Here is a 20,740-nt window from a genome sequence, read left to right on the forward strand (position 1 = left end):
CGCGGGTATTCATTCACAACAACACAGAAAGTATGTGAACAGATACACCACTGTTTTTTCTTATCCCTTCACCAGAATCACTTCTGTGCCGATCCGGCGTAACCCTGTCAGGCTCGCTTCCGGAATACCGTCATCAGTAATAATGGTATCAATACGCTGGGTATCGATTATTTTATGCAGACTGGAACTGTTAAATTTACTGGAATCCGTCACCACCACAATGTGTCCGGCCACTTCACACATCCGCCGGTTGAGCCGTGCCTCATCTTCATTATGCGTGCTGATGCCGCGCTCCAGATCAATCGCATCCACCCCGAGAAACAGCATATCAAAGTGATAATTCTGCAATGACTGCTCCGCCTGATCGCCGTAAAAAGAGAGCGACTGACGACGCAGCTGACCACCGGTCATCAGCAGCTCCACGCCCGGTGCTTCCAGAAGGGCATTCGCCACATTCATGCCGTTGGTCATCACAATCGTATCCTGATGGTGGCGCAGCTGACGAGCAATCTCATACGTCGTGGTACCGGAGTCCAGAATCACACGCAGCCCCGGCCGGATAAGCTCGGCGGCCACCGCCGCAATATTGCGTTTGATAGTGGTGTGGCGGGTACTTTTATCCTCCAGCGACGGCTCGCTGACCGGTGAAACCCCCTCACAAATCAGCGCACCGCCATAGGCACGCACCGCGATCCCCTGTTTTTCGAGGAAGGCGAGGTCATTGCGGATAGTCACTGTGGAAACGTGAAACTGCTGCGACAGCTCATTCACCTGAACACTGCCGTGGGTGCGCAAAAGCTGGATGATATGCTCACGCCGCCCGCTCGTTCCCATCACCCGGTTATCCGTCCCGGCATCCGGACTGTTCATGATTTTATCCTTAACATTCATTTGAAAAATCTTTCGTTTCATTTCGTTTGGCATATTAACGCTTTTCTTTGTCCGGAATGCAAGCCCATAAAAAGGGTGAACACCGGATGACTCAGGAATTAATCCTTTCATTATATTTCTTTTGTGATGAAGATCTGGATTTCACAACCTTTCATTTTGTTTTCTTTTTTCTGTATAGCAGTATGTTATTCAGACATCGAAACAAAAACAAACCACATCCGGCTGTAAGGAGAGGAAAGTGAAACTTTTAACTGATATCGTTGCCCGTCACAAACGGGGTGAGAAAACAGGGATTTATGCTGTCTGTTCCGCCCATCCGTATGTTCTGAAAGCAGCGGTATGTTTTGCCCGTGAACAACAAACGCCGTTACTGGTTGAAGCAACTTCCAATCAGGTGGATCAGTTCGGCGGTTATACCGGCATGACACCGGCTGACTTCCGTGATTTTATGTGGAAGCTGGCTGATGAACATCACTTTCCCCGTGAAAATCTGATCCTCGGCGGCGACCACCTCGGGCCGAACCGCTGGCAGAATGAGCCGGCTGAAGACGCCATGACAAAAGCCGATGAGCTGATCCGCACTTATGTTGCTGCCGGGTTCAAAAAGATTCACCTCGACTGCAGTATGTCCTGTGCCGGTGATCCGGTGCCGCTGACGGATGAAATAGTCGCACAGCGCGCCGCACGCCTGGCGGTAATTGCCGAGGAAACCTGTGAGAAACATTTCGGCGTCCGCGACCTGGTGTATGTGATTGGTACGGAAGTGCCGGTGCCGGGCGGGGCTCACGAAGAGCTGAATGAGCTGGCGGTTACCACGCCGCAGGCTGCATCCGCCACTATCGCCGCACATCAGGACGCATTTGCGCGGCATCAGCTCACGGATATCTGGCCGCGCATTACCGGGCTGGTGGTACAGCCGGGGGTGGAATTTGATCATAATAATGTTATTGATTACCGCCCGGAAAAAGCCCGCGCCCTGAGTGAGATGGTCACACATCATGACCATCTGGTGTACGAGGCGCACTCCACGGATTACCAGACCCCGCATGCACTCAGTCAATTAGTTGACGATCACTTTGCGATTCTGAAAGTCGGTCCCGGTCTGACCTTCGCCCTGCGTGAAGCACTGTATGCCCTCGCCGGTATAGAGGATGAGCTGGTTGCTCCGGCAGTACGTTCCGGGCTGCGTCAGGTGCTGGAAGATGTCATGCTGAAACAACCGGGCTACTGGCAGAGTTATTACACCGGTGATGAGCAGACCCGCCGTCTTGCCCGCAGCTACAGCTATTCCGATCGCATCCGCTATTACTGGCCGGATGAGACCATCAGCGCGGCAGTGACCCGTCTGCTGGAAAACCTGACAGAAACGGCGATCCCGCTGCCGCTGATCAGCCAGTATCTGCCGTTACAGTATCCGCTGGTACGTGCCGGAACGATCTCCGCCGCACCGGAAGAGTTAATCATCGCACACATTCAGACTGTGCTGCGTCACTATCACGATGCCTGTAAAACCATGCCTGCCGATAAGAGCGAGAAACAGCCATGCCAAATATTGTGTTAAGTCGTATTGATGAACGGTTAATCCACGGACAGGTTGGTGTCCAGTGGGTGGGATTTGCCGGTGCCAACCTGGTGCTGGTCGCCAATGATGAGGTGGCGGAAGATCCGCTGCAGCAAAACCTGATGGAAATGGTGCTGACGGAAGGGATTGCCGTGCGTTTCTGGCCGCTCCAGAAAGTGATCGACAATATTCATAAAGCTGCTGACCGCCAGAAAATTCTGCTGGTCTGCAAAACCCCGGCAGATTTTCTGACTCTGGTGAAAGGCGGCGTTCCGGTGGAACGCATTAACGTCGGCAATATTCACTATACCGAAGGCAAGCGTCAGATTGCCAAAACTGTGTCTGTGGATGAGGCGGATATCGCCGCATTCCGCGGGCTTAACGAGGCCGGTGTCGCCTGTTATATCCAGGGCGTACCGACAGAACCGGCGCAGGATCTGTTTAAACTGCTCTGAGGATACATGTATGGAAATCAGTCTGTTACAAGCTATCGCTCTCGGGCTGGTAGCCTTTATTGCCGGATTGGATCTGTTTAACGGGCTCACCCACATTCACCGTCCGGTGGTGCTGGGGCCGGTGGTTGGTCTGATCCTCGGTGATCTCAATACCGGGATCCTGACCGGCGGGACACTGGAGCTGGTCTGGATGGGACTCGCGCCGCTGGCCGGTGCCCAACCGCCGAACGTGATTATCGGTACCATTGTCGGGACTGCCTTTGCTATCTCCACCGGGGTCAAACCGGAAGTGGCGGTCGGTGTTGCAGTGCCGTTTGCCGTGGCAGTGCAGATGGGGATCACCTTCCTGTTCTCGGTCATGTCCGGTGTGATGTCGCGCTGTGACAAAATGGCTGCCAATGCCGATACCCGGGGGATTGAGCGCATCAACTACCTTGCCCTGCTGGCGCTCGGTACGTTCTATTTTCTCTGTGCCTTCCTTCCGATCTATTTCGGGGCGGATCACGCCAAAACCCTGATTGATGTACTCCCTGCCCGCTTAATTGACGGACTGGGTGTCGCGGGCGGCATTATGCCTGCCATCGGGTTTGCCGTTCTGCTGAAAATCATGATGAAAAATGCCTACATTCCTTATTTTATTCTGGGATTTGTCGGCGCGGCCTGGCTTCAGCTGCCGGTTCTGGCAATCGCTGCCGCCGCACTGGCGATGGCAATGATCGATTTCGCCCGCAAACCGGCAGAAAGCGAACCGGCACAACCGTCACACGAGGAATTTGAAGATGGCATCTGAAAAAAATCATTCATCTGCCGCAGAAGCGGAAACCTTACTGCCGGCAGACTGTAACCAGAACGTGTATGAAGATCAGAGCACCGGCGCGGAACTGACCCGCAAAGATATCAACCGGGTCGCGTGGCGCTCCCTGCTGTTACAGGCCTCCTTTAACTATGAGCGGATGCAGGCGGCGGGCTGGCTGTACGGTTTACTGCCCGCACTGAAAAAAATCCACACCAATCCGCGTGATCTGGCACGCTCCATGAAAGGCCATATGGGATTCTTCAATACCCACCCTTTCCTGGTGACCTTTGTTATCGGCATCATCCTGGCAATGGAACGCTCCAAACAGGATGTAAACAGCATCCAGAGCACCAAAATTGCGGTGGGTGCGCCGCTGGGCGGGATCGGTGATGCCATGTTCTGGCTGACCCTGCTGCCTATCTGCGGCGGTATCGGTGCCAGCCTCGCATTACAGGGCTCAATTCTCGGTGCTGTGGTGTTCCTGGTGATGTTTAACGTTGTCCATTTCGGACTGCGTTTCGGCCTGGCGCACTATGCTTACCGGATGGGGGTTGCCGCCATCCCGCTTATCAAAGCCAATACCAAAAAAGTCGGCCATGCGGCTTCGATTGTCGGGATGACCGTGATCGGCGCGCTGGTGGCCACTTATGTGCGGCTCTCAACCACACTGGAGATTACCGCCGGTGATGCGGTGGTGAAATTGCAGAGTGATGTGATTGATAAGCTGATGCCTGCTTTCCTGCCGCTGGTATACACCCTGTCAATGTTCTGGCTGGTACGCCGTGGCTGGAGCCCGCTGCGCCTGATTGTACTGACCGTGGCGCTGGGTATTATCGGTAAATTCGCCCATTTCCTGTGATAAAAGGAGTCACTGATGCCGGGAATTATTTTATGTGGTCACGGGGGCTTTGCCTCCGGACTGGAAAAAGCCATGTTACAGATTATCGGGGAACAGGAGGATTTCGCGGCGGTTGATTTTCCGGCGGAATCCACCACCGCCCGCCTGACACAGGAACTGGAAGCCGCACTGGCGCTGATGTCACACTGTGACAGTGTGATTTTCCTGACCGATATTCTCGGCGGTACGCCGTTCCGCGTGGCGGCCACCCTGTCACAGGGCCGGGAAGACCGCGAAGTGATCACCGGCACCAATCTGCAGTTGCTGCTGGAAATGGCGCTGGAGCGGGATTCGCTCTCTCCGGCGGAGTTCCGCCGCGAAGCACTGGCCTGCGGTCACCGCGGATTAACCAGCCTGACAGACGAGTTACAGCGCGAACGCTGCTGTGAAACTGAGGACGAAGGCATATGATTCAGCAAATCCGCGCCCGTCGTGTGCTGACAGAATACGGCTGGCGGGAAAACCAGGCGGTGGCGGTGTCAGACGGCATCATTACCGCCATCACGCCGCTGGCGGCAAAAGAAACACAGTTTGATGCGGAGCAACTCTGCCCCGCCTACATCGATACCCATGTTCACGGCGGACAGGGTATGGATGTGATGGATGATAATCCGCAGGCGCTGAAAACCATTGCCGCTTTCAAAGCACAACAAGGGGTCGCCGCGTGGCTCGCCACCACGGTGACCGCCCCGCTGCCGGATCTGCGCAGCACCCTCGGGCGGATCGCCCGTTACTGTCAGCAGCAGACCACCGCAGAGCCGGTGGCGGAAGTGCTAGGCAGTTATCTGGAAGGGCCGTATTTCACGCCGCAGAATAAAGGCGCACACTCACCGGAGCTGTTCCGTGAATTACAGATCAGCGAGCTGGACACGCTGATTACCGATGCGGCAGGCACACTGAAAGTGGTCGCGCTGGCACCGGAAAAACCGGAGGCGCTGAATGCCATCCGTCATCTGAAACGGCGCGGGCTGAATGTGATGCTCGGCCACAGTGCCGCCACCTATGAGCAGACTCTGGCGGCTCTCGATGCCGGAGCTGACGGGCTGGTTCACTGTTTCAACGGCATGACCGGCCTGCATCACCGCGAACCGGGCATGGCAGGAGCAGGATTATCCGACCCGCGTGCCTGGCTGGAACTTATCGCTGACGGGCATCATGTCCACCCGGCTGTGATGCGGATTGTCTGTCAGTGCGCCGCACACCGCACGGTGCTGATCACCGATGCCATGCGGGCAGCCGGGCAGCCGGACGGCATTTATGATATCTGCGGCCATGATGTCACGATGAAAGCAGGCATTGTCCGGACGGCCTCCGGCGGCCTGGCGGGCAGCACCCTGGCACTGGATGACGCGGTCAGCCGGATGATTAATGATACCGGCACGCTGCCGGAAACCGCCATCCGCATGGCGTCCCTGCAACCGGCACAACTGCTGGGGATCACCGCGACACACGGCAGTATCTCGGCGGGAAAACGGGCGCATTTCAATAACCTGAACAGTGACTGGCGGGTAACACAAACCTGGATCCACGGACAACCGGTACGCTGATTTCCTTTCATTCTGAGGTGCGGATCTCTCCGCGCCTTTCTTTTCCTTATGTTTATCCACCGGGTACTTTTACATAACTTACTAATAAACAATAGCTTAATCATTTCACTTGTGGCGCAAATCACACTTTTCGTTTTCTTTTCATTACTGCATTGATCCTTCGTTTTCCTTCCTGTAAATTGAAATGAAACCTCAAAACGAAACCAACTGAAAGGTAATGATAGATCAGGTGATCTTTTGATTCATTTCACTTTCGGCTGAACGTCATGTAAAGGATGAAGCTATGCACGACCCTCTTTCTGCCACACCCCGCTATTCCACCTGGACGGAAACGGAGATCCGCCAGCAACCTGATTGCTGGATGAGTGCATTACACTCAATCGACTCACAACGCGCACAGCTGGATGCTTTTCTGGCACCGCTGCTGGCTCAGGACAACCTGTGCATCATTCTGACCGGTGCCGGAACTTCCGCCTTTATCGGTGAGATGATTTCCCCCGTACTGCGCCGCCTGACCGGCAAAAGCGTCACTGCGATCCCGACAACCGATATCGTCACCAATCCGGCGGATTATCTGCCTGAGCAACAGCCGGTGCTGCTGGTCTCCTTTGCCCGTTCCGGTAACAGCCCGGAAAGTGTTGCCGCGTTTGACCTCGCTAATCAGTGTGTTGCCCGCTGCTCTCATCTGGTGATCACCTGTAATAAAGAGGGGCATCTGTATCAGCGTGTACAGGGAAGTGATAACGGTTTTGCTCTGCTGATGCCGCCGCAGACCAATGACAAAGCCTTTGCCATGACCAGCAGCATCACTTCAATGATGTGCAGCTGTCTCGCCGCCCTCGCCCCGCAGACGTTCAGCACAGACCGTTTTGCCGTTGTGGCGCAGCGGGCGCGGGATATTCTCGCCGCTCACGGAAACTGCGGACAAATCCTGCCGGGTAATGATTCGTTTAAACGCGTGGTTTACCTCGGCAGCGGCAGCTTCCAGGGACTGGCGCGGGAATCCGCTCTCAAACTGCTGGAACTGACCGCCGGGCAAATCGCCGCCTTTTATGACACGCCGACCGGCTTCCGCCACGGCCCGAAATCTCTGGTCGACGGCGACACTCTGGTGGTTGTGTACATCTCAAACCAGCCTTACACCCGTCAGTATGATTTGGATTTGCTGGCCGAACTGCGCCGTGACCGGATCGCCAAACAGGTGGTCGCAATAGCCGATCTGCCGGATGACGCCATCAGCGCTGGGACACACTGCTATCTGCCTGCCGGTGATGCCCTCAGTGATACAGAACTGCTGTTCTGTTTCCTGCCGTATGCACAGTTATTTGCCCTCAGTCAGTCTGTCAGAACCGGGATCACACCGGATACCCCGTCTGCCAGCGGCACCGTTAACCGCGTTGTTCAGGGCGTGATTATTCACCCCTTCAATAACCAGAACACAGGAGCGTAATCATGGGGATCATCTCAACCAAATATCTGCTCACACATGCACAGGCCAATGGCTATGCGGTTCCGGCGTTTAATATCCATAACGCCGAAACTATTCAGGCCATTCTGGAAGCCTGTGCGGAACTGCGTGCACCGGTGATTCTGGCGGGCACGCCGGGCACCTTTAAACACATCAGCTTCCCGGAAATTTATGCACTGTGTGACGCCTATTCCCGCTCGTTTTCCATGCCGGTCGCGCTGCATCTTGACCACCACGAAACTCTTGACGATATCCGCACCAAAGTCGGCCAGGGCGTGCGCAGTGCCATGATCGACGGCAGTCATTTTCCGTTTGAGGAGAATGTCGCGCTGGTCAAATCCGTGGTGGATTTCTGTCACAGTCAGGATTGCAGTGTGGAAGCGGAACTCGGCCGTCTCGGCGGCGTTGAGGATGATATGGATGTGGATGCGGAAAGTGCCTTTCTGACCTCCCCGGATGAAGCGCGCCGTTTTGCACAACTGACCGGCATCGACAGCCTGGCGGTGGCTATCGGTACCGCTCACGGCCTGTATACCAGCCGTCCGAAAATTGATTTTGCCCGGCTGGAAAAAATCCGCAGCATTACGGATATCCCGCTGGTACTGCACGGCGCGAGTGATGTGCCGGATGCGGATGTCCGCCGCACTATTGAGCTGGGGGTGTGTAAAGTCAATGTCGCCACCGAGCTGAAAATCGCGTTTGCCGGGGCAGTCCGTGCCTGGTTTGCAGAGAATCCGGACGGCAATGATCCGCGCTATTACATGCGGGTCGGTATGGATGCCATGAAAGCGGTGGTCCGCGATAAAATCAGGGTCTGTGGTGCGGAAGGTCAGCTTCTGTAACCCGTCAGGCGGTACTGTGTTCCCCCGCAGTGCCGCCTTTTTCATCTGCGAAAAAATAATAAAAAAAACAACAATAAAAAATACTGTCCCGTAACACCCCTTAACCAATAAATTATAAAGAAGCTGAGGAGTACTCTACGATGTCGCAGGAAAAGTCGTTTAAATCCAAACTCTGGGAATTTTTTCAAAGTCTCGGGAAAACCTTTATGTTTCCCGTCTCGTTACTGGCATTCATGGGGTTATTACTCGGGATAGGCAGTTCGGTCACCAGTCCTTCCGCTATCAGCAGTTTTCCGTTTCTCGGTAATGAATTTGTTCAGCTGACCTTCGGCTTTATGGCGATGGTCGGCGGCTTTGCCTTTACCTATCTGCCGGTGATGTTTGCCATGGCTATTCCGTTCGGACTGGCGAACCGTAACAAAGCGGTCGGCGCCTTTGCCGGGTTTGTCGGCTATATGCTGATGAACATGAGCATCAACTATTACCTGACCGTCACCCACCAGCTTGCCGACCCGGCGATGATGAAGCAGGTCGGGCAGTCGGTGGTACTGGGGATCCAGACACTCGAAATGGGCGTGCTGGGCGGGATTGTGGTCGGTGTTATCACCTATTTCCTGCATGAGCGGTTCCAGGATACCGTTCTGCATGATGCTTTCGCGTTTTTCGGCGGCATCCGTTTTGTGCCGATTATCACCGCGCTGACACTGTCACTGGTTGGCCTCGCGATCCCGTTCCTGTGGAAATATGTCGCTATGGGCATTGCCGGGATCGGCCATATTATTCAGAGCACAGATGTTTTCGGCCCGTTCCTGTACGGTGTCGGCGTGCTGCTGCTCAAGCCGTTCGGGCTGCATCATATTCTGCTGGCGATGGTGCGCTTTACCCCGGCCGGGGGCACGGAATTTGTTGACGGTTATGAAGTCGCCGGGGCACTGAATATTTTCTATGCCGAACTGAAAGCCGGTCTGCCGTTCAGCCCGCATGTCACCGCGTTCCTGTCACAGGGTTTTATGCCGACCTTTATCTTTGGTCTGCCTGCGGTCGCTTATGCTATCTACCGCACCGCAAAACCGGAGAACCGTCCGGTGATCAAAGGGTTATTACTGTCCGGGGTACTGGTTTCCGTCGTGACCGGGATTTCCGAGCCGATTGAGTTCCTGTTCCTGTTTATCGCACCGGTGCTCTATATCTTCCACATTATTATGTCCGGCCTTGCCCTGCTGGTGATGGCACTGCTCGGCGTGACAATCGGAAACACCGATGGCGGGATTCTCGATCTGCTGATCTTCGGCATCATGCAGGGAACGGCCACCAAATGGTATCTGGTGTTCCCGGTCGGGATTATCTGGTTCGCTATCTACTTCTTTGTCTTCCGCTGGTACATTCTGAAGCATGATGTCAAAACGCCGGGCCGTGAAGATGCCGCTGACGGCGCTGAACAGGCAGTGAAAGCCAATACAAAAGCACGCGGCAAAGCCAAATACGATCACAACCTGATCCTCACCGCACTCGGCGGCAAAGAGAATATTGATTCGCTGGATAACTGTATCACCCGTCTGCGTCTGGTGGTGAAAGATATGGACAAGGTGGATCAGAAAACCCTGAAGGAAGCCGGTGCCCTCTCTGTGGTGGTACTGGATGCCCACAGTGTGCAGGTGATTATCGGCCCGCAGGTGCAGAGTGTGAAATCCGGCATTGAAGCTTTAATTTAACAGGAACTGAGCATGTACGATTTTGATGAAATAATTGAGCGCAAAAGTGACCGCTGCCGGAAATGGGATCATCAGTATGTCTGTTCCCGCTTCGGGGAGGTCCCGCAGGACTTCATTCCGCTGTGGATAGCGGATATGGATTTCAAATCCCCGCCGGCGGTGATTGAGCGGTTCACGCAGGTGGCACAGCACGGTACCTTCGGCTACACCTGGTGCTTTGATGAATTTTACGATGCGGTGGTCCGCTTCCAGGCAGAGCGCCATCAGGTCACGGTTCTGCGGGAGTGGGTGACACTCAGTTACGGTACGGTTTCCACCCTGCACTATCTGGTGCAGGCATTCTGTCAGCCGGGCGACTGTGTGATGATGAATACACCGGTGTATGATCCGTTCGCCCATGCCGTGACCCGGCAAAATGTTACTGTGCTGACCAATCCGCTGGTGGCGCGGGATAACCGCTATCACCTTGATTTTGACCATATTGAGGCGCAGATGCGCGAACACCGGCCGAAAGTCTGGCTGTTCTGCTCGCCGCACAATCCGTCCGGCCGTATCTGGACGGCGGCGGAAATAAAACAGGTCTCGGATTTGTGTCTGCAATACGGTGTGCTGCTGGTGATTGATGAAGTGCATGCGGAACATGTGCTGTACGGCAGCTTCACCGGCTGTCTGCGCCCGGGATGTGCAGCGCCGGAGAATCTGATCCTCCTGACCTCACCGAACAAAGCCTTTAACCTCGGCGGGCTGAAAACCTCTTACAGCATCATTCCCGACCCGGCACTGCGGGCACAGTTCCGCCGTCAGCTGGAGAAAAATTCCATTACCTCACCTAATCTGTTCGGGGTATGGGGCATTATTGAGGCTTACAACAACAGCACTGACTGGCTGGATGAGCTGAACCGCTACCTGAGAGGCAATGCGGATTATCTGACACAGGCCGTTGCGGAGCATTTCCCGGACTGGCAGATGATGCAGCCGGAATCCTCTTACCTCGCCTGGGTGAATATCAGCGCCACCGGACGCACAGCGACGGAACTGACACTGGATTATGCCCGGCAGACCGGCGTGGTGGTTGAGGACGGTAGTCATTATGTGGCGGATGGTGAACAGTATCTGCGGATTAACTTCGGTACGCCGCGCGCACTGCTGGCGGAAGCGGTAAATCGTCTGAAAAACGCCCGGTAACAGAAAAAAATTGGCGACCTTGCTGTATTCCGTCAACAGGGTCGCCATAATTACCGATGTTTTACCTTGTACTGACAATACTTAACTGCTCTGATTTGTCATGCGCACTGCAGTGAAAGTCCGTTTTCATCAGAGCATCGGGGCATGACACCTGTCCGCTCTTACTTCCTTGTAACGGTAAATTCCTTTTACCGTTCCCTTCCCGGGGTAAATCCTTTTATTACCTGTGATGATAAAACACAGGCTCCCTGATAATACATCCGTGTGGTAAGTCCGTTTACACCGGGCAACCTTGTCCGGTAACATCCGTTTATGTCCCCGCGGGATATATCCGTTATCCCGCTAAATCATTAAAAAATAATTCCTTTATTTTTTTAAGATAATAACGAGTCAGTCAGGTTATATTCGCATCCTTGCGGGCATATTAACTTATAACACTCCGGTTATAAGAAACATCTGTAATAACTGCATTTTTTAATATTTTCAGTGAGATATCTGAAGATTAATTTACAGTTCACGCCGGGCGTGAGTTATAAAACAACATCCCGATACTTAATTAAAACTGAGAATAATAACGTAAACACAATTTCAATTTACATTTAAAAAACACAAAGACCAATAAGAAAATGCTCAGTTTAAAACAAGGAATATATTTACCAGAAAGAAAATAAACATAACTCAGTCCCTATTGAAGTTAAAAATTATCATCATAAAATATATCGTCAATAAGAAATGGATTAGCTTTATGCGTAAATAGCTTGATTTTTCACCTTCATTCCTTTTATTAGTATTTCTTCTTTTGTTTATGACATAAAAAAATGATGAACTATGCAAACACACAATAAAACACCGCGTTATTGATACAAACAGACAAAAAATCCGGACGATCATGTCATATGATTATTTTGATAAAATTTAAGGCCAAATTATTTTATATGATACTGCCGTATTTTTAGGATAATACTCATCTCATGAATAATCCGCAATTTCATCAAAATACATACAACACATTGATTATAAAAATCATATTTATAACCTGACTATACCGGAATTATTTACCCTGAACAATAACATGCCGATGATATAACAAAAAAAACAACATGAAAACATTAATTTACATAATAAATATCAGCAAAATAACGTAATTCACTTTTACCTTTGCCGGTTTATTTAAGATAATTGCACATTCTTAATTAGCATTCATAATTTAATAAACTAATTTCTAATATAATTCCATTAACAAAAAATGGAAATATCTTATTTAAATAAAATTTAATTAACGCGATAGTCACTCTGCAGGGTATCTGCATCTCCTTCCGGCATAAGGTTCCGGAGGGATACCATTATCACTGCCGTTTCATTATCAAAATGAGATGATATCATTCTCATACTGTACAAACCCTGTTCACTCTGCTTTTCTCCCGCCCGGCTGACCGGTACGGAAAGCCTTTCGCAAATCCCCGGTGACACGTTTCACAAATCGCAGATGATTTAAGAGATCTCTCACATTTTTATTTCTTTGTCGCGCCGCTGGTTCAGTTATTGCTTTATTCCCTGTACCAAACGATCCGCTGAGGCCGACGTATGACCTCTCATTCCATTTATTATAAAGGAGAGAAGGATGTCAGATCTCAATCATCCAACCTCTGATCTAATCTATCAGCTGGACGACAAGCCCCCGTTTTTCCAGGCCCTTCTTGGTGCGGTAACCCATTTATTGGCCCTGTTTGTTCCGATGGTGATGCCTGCCCTGATTGTGGGCAAAGCCCTGGATTTATCCGCCGATACCACAGCTTATCTGGTTTCTATGGTTATGATTGCCTCCGGCATCGGTACCTGGATACAGGTTAACCGCTACGGGCCGATGGGCTCCGGCCTGTTATCTATTCAGTCCGTCAACTTCTCATTCGTGACTGCCATGATTGCCATCGGCACCGCCATGCGCAGTGACGGGATCCATGAAGAACTGATTTTGTCCTCTCTGCTCGGCGTCTCTTTCGCCGGTGCTTTCCTGGTTGTCGGTTCCTCTTTTGTGCTGCCTTATCTGCGCCGGATAATCACCCCGACTGTCAGCGGCGTGGTGGTGCTGATGATCGGCCTGAGCCTTATCAAGGTCGGGATTATCGACTTCGGCGGCGGTTTCTCCGCCAAATCAGCCGGCACATACGGCAACTATGAAAATATCGGTGTGGGATTACTGGTCCTGCTGGTGGTGATCGGCTTTAACTGCTGCAAGAGCCCGCTGCTGCGGATGGGCGGGATCGCCATTGCCCTGGTGGCAGGCTACATTGCCTCGCTGTTCCTCGGGCTGGTGGATTTCAGCACCTATCAGAACACCGCGTTTATTACGGTACCGGTGCCGTTTAAATTCGGCTTCTCATTTAATTTCACCCACTTCCTGGTGGTTGCCATTATTTATATCCTCAGCGTGCTGGAAGCGGTCGGCAACCTGACGGCGACAGCTATGGTGTCCAATCAGCCGATTAAAGGTGAGGTGTACCAGAACCGGCTGAAAGGCGGTGTAATGGCGGATGGTGTGGTATCCGTCATCGCGTCAGCCCTCGGCTCACTGCCGCTGACCACCTTTGCCCAGAACAACGGTGTGATCCAGATGACCGGTGTGGCCTCCAGTTATATCGGGCGCTTTATTGCTGTGATCCTGGTGTTCCTCGGTCTGTTCCCGAGTATCGGCTGGTTCTTTACCACTATTCCGGCACCGGTACTGGGCGGGGCAATGACACTGATGTTCTCCATGATTGCCATTGCCGGGCTGCGCATTATTATCTCCAACGGCCTGCGCCGCCGCGAAACCCTGATTGTGGCAACATCCCTGGGTCTCGGGCTGGGTGTTTCTTATGACCCGCAGATCTTCAGCATCCTGCCGCCGTCTTTATATATTCTTGCCGAGAACCCGATTTGTGTCGGCGGTCTGACAGCGATTATCCTGAATCTGCTGATCCCTGTCGGACAACCGCGTGGTGCGGCTAATGAGGAAGAGCCGGATATGCTGGCTGACGAGCTGGAAGCCATGCTGGATATCCCGGATGCAGAGCGTGACCTGCCGGATATGGCCATAAGCGCGGAGAACAAACGCGTTATCTGACCCTTCTGGTTTCTGCCCGTAAAAAACCGCGATAATCATTATCGCGGTTTTTTTTACTGCTCTCTGTTATGCGTTACTGACCATCGCCTGCGGTGACTGTGCCTGTTCATCGAACATGCTCAGCATCTCGCGGGCGGCCTGACGACCGGCAGCCATAGCGGTGACCACCAGATCCGCACCGTGCACCGCATCACCGGAAGCAAAGATTTTCGGGTTGGTGGTCTGGTTACTCATGCGGCCGTTGCCGCCGGTTTTAATTTGTCCCCATTTATCCAGCTGGACATTATAACCGCTGAGCCACGGCATCGGATGAGACTGGAAGCCGAACGCCATAATCAGCACATCCGCATCAAGGATAAATTCAGAGCCTTCCACTGGTTTCGGACGACGGCGGCCATCCGGCCCCGGTTCACCGAGTTGTGTGCGGATAAGCCCGATACCGCTGACGGCTCCCTGCTCAGTGCGGTCAATAAACTGCGGCTGCACGTTATAAAGGAATTCCACCCCCTCTTCACGGGCGTTGATCACCTCTTTCTTCGAGCCCGGCATACTGGCCTCGTCACGGCGGTAGGCGCAGATAACACTCTCAGCACCACGGCGGACAGCAGTACGGACACAGTCCATCGCAGTATCACCGCCGCCGAGCACCACCACTTTTTTCCCTTCCACATCAATCCACGGGTATTCATCCGCCACCGGCAACCCCATCACTTCGCGGGTACTGGCGATCAGGAACGGCAGTGCCTGCACCACGCCCGGGGAATCCTCATGTTCCAGCCCGGCTTTCATCATGCCGTAGGTGCCGACACCCAGCAGTACTGCATCATACTCGCTCATCAGGCGGCTGAACGGGATATCTTTGCCGACTTCACAGTTCAGATGGAAGGTGATCCCCATATCCGTGAAAATCTGCCGCCGCTGTGCCATCAGCTGTTTGTCCAGCTTGAACGGCGGGATCCCGAAGGTCAGCAGTCCGCCGATTTCCGGATGGCGCTCAAACACCTCAGCTTTCACCCCGGCACGGGTCAGCACATCCGCACAGCCCAGCCCGGCCGGTCCGGCACCGATAATCGCGACACGTTCCGGACGCGGAACCACATCCTCCGCCACAGACGGACGCCAGCCCATCTCAAAGGCGGTATCTGTGATATAGCGTTCGATGTTCCCGACAGTAACCGCACCGCCGTGATTACGCAGCGTACAGCGGCTTTCACACAATCTGTCCTGCGGGCAGACACGGCCGCAGATTTCCGGCAGTGAACTGGTGGAGTTACTCAGCTCCGCCGCCTCAATAATTTTGCCTTCACGCACCAGACGGACGAAATCCGGAATAGCGTTATGCAGCGGGCATGACAGGTTACACATCGCCTTTTGTGAGCAGTACAGACAGCGCTCACTTTCATAACCGGCACACTGTTCATTCAGCCCGATATAGATTTCGCCGAAATGATTTTTACGCAGGGCCGCACTCTGTTTCTTTGTTCCTTCACGCGGCGGACGTTTGAGGATCTCAAAACGGATTTCCGACTGACGCGCCTGGTTGTATGCACCGGTGGCTGCCCGCATCAGGCGGTCATTGCGCAGGATCACCAGTTTGTGTTCATCCAGGATGCTGAGTGCGCTGGTCGGGCAGTTAGCCACACACGCGGGCGACCCGCCGGTGGTATCACATAAATCGCATTTCTGCGCCAGTTCGTGCGAGTGATCGAACGTCATCACCATTTCCATCGCCCCGAACGGGCAGACCAGCACACAGCTTTTACAGCCGATACATTTTTCCTGATCCAGTTTGACTATATTGTCCGCCACATACAGGGCATCCACCGGGCAGGCAGCGGCACAGGGGGAGTCTTCGCACTGGCGGCAGGTGACAGCGAGGCTGTCACTCTCTTTGAACATGACACGGATACGGGGGGCGTAATCACGGCTGTCATGTGGCCAGTGGTGATCATTATGCGCGACAACGCAGGCAATTTCGCAGGCGTGACACCCGATGCATTTCTGGCTGTCCGCAACTATACATTTGTTCATGTTCACCTATCGCTTTCCGGGTTTTCGGTATTGGTAACCATGCAATAACCAGGCACATTCGGCCCTTCTTTGTCGGTTTTATGGTCATTTTGCGGGGCGGGTCAAATTCTGCGGATGCAGGAAGGCAATAACACACGCGCAACAGGGCTACCGGATTTTTTTTACTTTAACGGGGAGCAGGATTTGTTTTTTTGACCTGACGCGGTCTTAAGCGGAATAAAAAAAATTGAATCGTATCAGCTGGTAACAGACGCTTCCTTTATAAGGAAGCGTCTGTAAATACCGGACATTCATCTGAACCGGTCAGACACCCGGTGCCACGGCCAGGCCGATAAACAATCCGGCAATGGTGGCACTCATCAGGTTGGATAATGTCGCCGCCAGCAGTGCGCGGATCCCGACACGGGCGATATCAGATGCCCGCTCCGGCGCAACCGCACTGAACGCCCCGACCACTACCGCAATCGAGCCGAAGTTGGCAAAACCGCATAAGGCAAAGGAGATCACTGCAATCGTTTTGGCATCCAGTGTGCCGTCGTGTAAATGCGGAGAGAAATCCACATAGGCCACGAACTCGTTGATCGCCAGTTTTTCGCCGATCAGGCTGCCTGCCAGCGCAATGTGCTCACTGCTCACGCCCATCAGATACGCCAGTGGTGAGAAAATATAGCCGAACAGGCTTTGCAGGCTGACGCCCTCAAAACCCATAACGCCGCCGAGGCCGCCAATCAGTCCGTTAATCAGGGCAATCAGTGCCACAAACGCCAGCACCACCGTTGCCACGCCGACGGCAATCTTCAGCCCGAGCATCGCACCGCCTGCCGCCGCCTCAATAATACTGGCCGGTCGTTTTTCACTAAAGGAGATTTCGGTGAATTCCACGGTGGATTCCTGTGTCGCCGGACTTAACATCCGCGCAAACAGGATCCCGCCCGGAATCGCCATCAGAGACGCCGCCAGCAGATATTCAATCGGCACACCCAGTCCGGCGTAACCCACCAGCATTGACCCGGCAATGGAGGCCATGCCGCTGCAAATCACGGTGAATAATTCATTGTTATTCATCCGGCTGACAAAGGGTTTCAGTACCGCCGGTAACTCATTCTGACCGAGGAAAATGGTGGTCACCGCAGCAAAGGACTCGATCTTGCTGATTTTCATGGTCTTCTGGAAGACATACGCCAGAACGTTGATCACCCAGCGCATAATGCCGAGGTAATACAAAATCGCGATCAGAGAAGTGATAAAGATAATGGCCGGTAAAACGCGGAATGCGAAGATAAACCCGGCGCCGTCAAATAACACGTCCATTTTCGGACCGACCAGGCTGCCGAAAATAAAGGAACTGCCCGCGTCACTGTAGGCAATAACGTTGTTCACACCCGACGCGATGGTCTGAATAAACCATTTCCCCGCCGGGATATACAGCATGATGGCACCGAGTGCCACCTGTAACAGCAGTGCCGCGCCGACAGTGCGCAGACTGATTTTCCGTTTATTCACCGAAAAAAGAAATGCTATCAGTAATAAAACGCCGATCCCCGCCAAACTCCGTAATAAATCCATAATCCGGCCCCGTAGTTATTATACTCATCAGTTATATGCTGCAATGCCCGGTAAAGGCTGATTGTGAGATCAGCACCTTACCGGGTCTGGTATTTCATTCGTTGTTATGACCGGTAACCGGTCAGCCGCTTACAGTTGCTGATAAGCGGAAGCGATACGGGCAGCCAGTTTCGCGTTATTGAACACCAGCTCAATATTGGAATTAACACTGTTACCGCCGGTCAGTTCCGCCACACGGGCCAGCAGGAACGGTGTGCTTGCTTTGCCGTTAATGCCCTGCTCATCCGCTTCGCGTACTGCCTGTGCGATCGCACTGTTGATGGTTTCTTCCGGCATTGCAAACTCATGCGGGATCGGGTTGGCAATTACCATGCCGCCGTTCAGGCCGGTCGCCCACTTGGCGTGCAGTGCTTTTGCCACGGTTTCCGGGGTTTCCATGCGGATGGTGACCGGAAATTCGCTTTCACGGCAGAAGAATGCCGGTAATTTATCCGTCTGATAGCCGACAACCGGTACGCCGTAGGTTTCCAGATATTCTGTGGTCAGCCCCAGATCCAGGATAGATTTGGCACCCGCACAGACAACCGCCACATTGGTTTGCGCCAGTTCCTGTAAATCCGCTGAGATATCAAAGGTGTGTTCCGCACCACGGTGCACACCGCCGATCCCGCCGGTGGCAAAAACAGCAATCCCGGCCATTTCCGCGATAATCATGGTGGAGGCAACGGTCGTCGCACCGTGGATGCCCTGAGCAATCACAAACGGCAGGTCGCGGCGGCTCACTTTCATCACCTTGTGGCCTTCTTTGCCGAGCATCTCAATCTCATCATGAGACAGACCCGCTTTCATGCGGCCGTTAATCACCGCAATCGTTGCCGGGATCGCGCCGTTATCGCGGATACGCTGTTCAACTTCCAGTGCCATTTTCACGTTGTCCGGATACGGCATACCGTGAGAAATAATGGTGGATTCCAGTGCCACAACCGGCTTTTTCTCCGCGAGCGCCTGTGCAACCTCAGGGGAAATGTCCAGATATTCTGCGTTCAGTTGTTGAGTTTTCATGCTTGTGATTCCATTAGTTTGTGAACACTGTCTTTTGACAGACCGGGATTATTTGTCAGCTCGCTGGCGAGCGTCAGGGCGGAGCAGCCCTGGGAAAAACGGATACTCTGTGACAGCGGCTCGCCTTCGAGCCAGCAGCGGGCAAGGCCTGCCATCATGGCGTCACCGGCACCGGTCACATTGACAATGTGGACACTGAACGGCTTCGACCAGCCGTTTTCACCGCCCGCCTCGCTGTAATAAACGCCTTCGCCGCCCATACTCAGGGCAATGCGCTGTACACCCTGCTCATGCAGAGCATTGGCGGCACGTACCACATCCTGTTTGTTTTCCACTTTGATACCGGTGAGAATTTCCGCCTCAAAGCGGTTCGGTTTCAGGGTGTGGATATGACTGAGCCACGGCTTGATTTTGTTTGCTTTGAACGCGGAAACGGTATCGACAAAGACCGGTACATTGCCCGCATTGGTAAACAGCCACTCCAGCGCGCCTTCTGACAGATTGCAGTCCGCCACCAGCACACCGGCGTGCCGGATCAGGTCGCGGGAGGTTGCCAGTAACGCCGGGGTCAGTTTTTCCAGGATGCGCATGTCATTGATCGCGGTGATCATTTCACCCTGCGGATCCAGCAGTGACAGGTAGGTGGAGGTGGTTTCCCCGTGCAGGCGGTGCAGATTACTGACATTCACACCGGCCAGTTTTGCCTGCTCATACAGGGTGTTACCGTAGAAATCATCACCGATAACGGAGATAAAATGAGACTCACAGCCCAGCAGGGCAATATTCTGGGCGATATTGCGCCCGACCCCGCCGGGTGAACATTTAATGTGACCGGGATTAGAATCTTCATACACCAGATTCAGGTCAGAATAACCACAAACATCCATATTGGCTGAACCGACAGTCACCACATAGCGGTGCTCGGAGAGGATGTATCCTTTACCCTTGATGTAGCCTTTATTCATCAGATTCATGATATGTCCGGCCACCGCAGAGCGGCTGATACCTAATACACCGGCCAGTTCCTGCTGCGGAATGAGCGGGTCACGCCGGAGGATCTGAAGGATTTGTTTTTCTCGACTGGTCATAAGCGGACACTTGTTGGTTATTAAACATGTGCTTGTTTTATTTTTTGTCCGCTACAAAGTAAAGCGCTGAAATAAAGATTTCGCCGGAATTTAAGGGATGATCGTAAAATGAGGAGAGTGCGTTTTCAGCAGAAAAACCGGAGGGAGATCATGTTTTTTATATCTTCAAAAATAAAATAAAAAACACAAAATAATAACCATCAAAAAAAGAGGATTTAATTAAAAATAATTTTCATATCTATCAATCTGTTATGTGCGGGTTGTTATATAAGCAAACATCTGTTTGTTTTCATGACCTTAGAATAACAACACTGAAATGCGCCCTTTATCGTTACATAAATACTGTGACTGATATCAAATAAATAAGCCTGAAATAAAAACAAAAAAGACCTGATGTTTATTGCGGAAAATCTGTTTAATCTGGCTTGCTGAATCGCTTATTCTTATTTTATTTTTAACTGACACGATTAATCAAGTTTTATATTCATCTGTTAATGAAATAACAAAACAGCCCGGAAACAGAGATTGTTTCCGG

At 52.7% G+C, this 20,740-nt stretch carries 16 protein-coding genes; 11 read left to right on the plus strand and 5 right to left on the minus strand.

Annotation, left to right across the window (positions count from 1 at the left end; all coding sequences use genetic code 11):
* Positions 1-60 precede the first annotated feature (60 nt).
* Positions 61-870, minus strand: coding sequence for a DeoR family transcriptional regulator (locus tag HMPREF3119_RS08790; protein WP_032098344.1), 810 nt, complete (start codon positions 868-870; stop codon positions 61-63).
* 259 nt (positions 871-1,129) lie between these two features.
* Here HMPREF3119_RS08790 and kbaZ point away from each other — a divergent pair, with 259 nt between their 5' ends.
* The 11 genes from kbaZ to HMPREF3119_RS08845 all read left to right on the plus strand — a co-directional run bounded on the left by kbaZ (position 1,130) and on the right by HMPREF3119_RS08845 (position 14,458).
* Entirely contained in the window at positions 1,130-2,452 is a 1,323-nt protein-coding gene (gene kbaZ, locus HMPREF3119_RS08795; RefSeq protein WP_036415537.1) for a tagatose-bisphosphate aldolase subunit KbaZ, read from the plus strand.
* Positions 2,434-2,907, plus strand: a complete 474-nt coding sequence (agaV, locus tag HMPREF3119_RS08800) for a PTS N-acetylgalactosamine transporter subunit IIB (protein ID WP_004237714.1) — start codon at positions 2,434-2,436, stop codon at positions 2,905-2,907. Before kbaZ ends, agaV begins: the two co-directional genes overlap by 19 nt.
* Positions 2,908-2,917: 10 nt before the next feature.
* The gene (gene agaW / locus HMPREF3119_RS08805) at positions 2,918-3,697 is read left to right on the plus strand and encodes a PTS N-acetylgalactosamine transporter subunit IIC (protein WP_070579393.1); all 780 of its coding nucleotides are present in this window, start codon (positions 2,918-2,920) and stop codon (positions 3,695-3,697) included.
* Entirely contained in the window at positions 3,687-4,562 is an 876-nt protein-coding gene (gene agaE, locus HMPREF3119_RS08810) for a PTS N-acetylgalactosamine transporter subunit IID (protein WP_004237712.1), read from the plus strand. The genes agaW and agaE overlap by 11 nt, the downstream gene beginning before the upstream one ends.
* Positions 4,563-4,577: 15 nt before the next feature.
* The gene (gene agaF / locus HMPREF3119_RS08815) at positions 4,578-5,012 is read left to right on the plus strand and encodes a PTS galactosamine/N-acetylgalactosamine transporter subunit IIA (RefSeq protein WP_004240974.1); all 435 of its coding nucleotides are present in this window, start codon (positions 4,578-4,580) and stop codon (positions 5,010-5,012) included.
* On the plus strand, positions 5,009-6,148 hold the full coding sequence (gene nagA, locus HMPREF3119_RS08820; RefSeq protein WP_032098346.1) for an N-acetylglucosamine-6-phosphate deacetylase: 1,140 nt from the start codon (positions 5,009-5,011) through the stop codon (positions 6,146-6,148). The genes agaF and nagA overlap by 4 nt, the downstream gene beginning before the upstream one ends.
* Before the next feature lie 283 nt (positions 6,149-6,431).
* Positions 6,432-7,598 carry an SIS domain-containing protein gene (locus HMPREF3119_RS08825; protein ID WP_070579396.1) on the plus strand — a complete coding sequence of 389 codons (1,167 nt, stop codon included), beginning with the start codon at positions 6,432-6,434 and terminating at the stop codon, positions 7,596-7,598.
* Between the two features lie 2 nt (positions 7,599-7,600).
* Complete coding sequence (gene kbaY, locus HMPREF3119_RS08830; protein ID WP_004237706.1) at positions 7,601-8,458, plus strand: tagatose-bisphosphate aldolase subunit KbaY; 858 nt, start codon at positions 7,601-7,603, stop codon at positions 8,456-8,458.
* 140 nt (positions 8,459-8,598) lie between these two features.
* Positions 8,599-10,170, plus strand: coding sequence for a maltose/glucose-specific PTS transporter subunit IIBC (gene malX / locus HMPREF3119_RS08835; protein ID WP_004237705.1), 1,572 nt, complete (start codon positions 8,599-8,601; stop codon positions 10,168-10,170).
* 12 nt (positions 10,171-10,182) lie between these two features.
* The gene (locus HMPREF3119_RS08840; RefSeq protein WP_049247191.1) at positions 10,183-11,355 is read left to right on the plus strand and encodes a MalY/PatB family protein; all 1,173 of its coding nucleotides are present in this window, start codon (positions 10,183-10,185) and stop codon (positions 11,353-11,355) included.
* A gap of 1,621 nt (positions 11,356-12,976) precedes the next feature.
* Positions 12,977-14,458, plus strand: coding sequence for a nucleobase:cation symporter-2 family protein (locus HMPREF3119_RS08845; protein ID WP_049241981.1), 1,482 nt, complete (start codon positions 12,977-12,979; stop codon positions 14,456-14,458).
* Positions 14,459-14,524: 66 nt separating this feature from the next.
* On the opposite strand, the gene HMPREF3119_RS08850 is transcribed toward HMPREF3119_RS08845, so the two are convergent.
* The 4 genes from HMPREF3119_RS08850 to HMPREF3119_RS08865 all read right to left on the minus strand — a co-directional run bounded on the left by HMPREF3119_RS08850 (position 14,525) and on the right by HMPREF3119_RS08865 (position 20,205).
* On the minus strand, positions 14,525-16,489 hold the full coding sequence (locus HMPREF3119_RS08850; RefSeq protein ID WP_032098351.1) for an FAD-dependent oxidoreductase: 1,965 nt from the start codon (positions 16,487-16,489) through the stop codon (positions 14,525-14,527).
* A 303-nt stretch (positions 16,490-16,792) separates the two neighbouring features.
* Complete coding sequence (locus HMPREF3119_RS08855; RefSeq protein ID WP_004237700.1) at positions 16,793-18,055, minus strand: NupC/NupG family nucleoside CNT transporter; 1,263 nt, start codon at positions 18,053-18,055, stop codon at positions 16,793-16,795.
* A gap of 129 nt (positions 18,056-18,184) precedes the next feature.
* A complete protein-coding gene (locus HMPREF3119_RS08860; RefSeq protein WP_004237699.1) occupies positions 18,185-19,117 on the minus strand; it encodes a pseudouridine-5'-phosphate glycosidase in 933 nt (310 codons plus the stop codon).
* Positions 19,114-20,205 carry a PfkB family carbohydrate kinase gene (locus HMPREF3119_RS08865; RefSeq protein ID WP_004237698.1) on the minus strand — a complete coding sequence of 364 codons (1,092 nt, stop codon included), beginning with the start codon at positions 20,203-20,205 and terminating at the stop codon, positions 19,114-19,116. The genes HMPREF3119_RS08860 and HMPREF3119_RS08865 overlap by 4 nt, the downstream gene beginning before the upstream one ends.
* Positions 20,206-20,740 lie beyond the last annotated feature (535 nt).

The organism is Morganella sp. HMSC11D09 (genome assembly GCF_001807955.1).
GTDB lineage: Bacteria > Pseudomonadota > Gammaproteobacteria > Enterobacterales > Enterobacteriaceae > Morganella > Morganella morganii.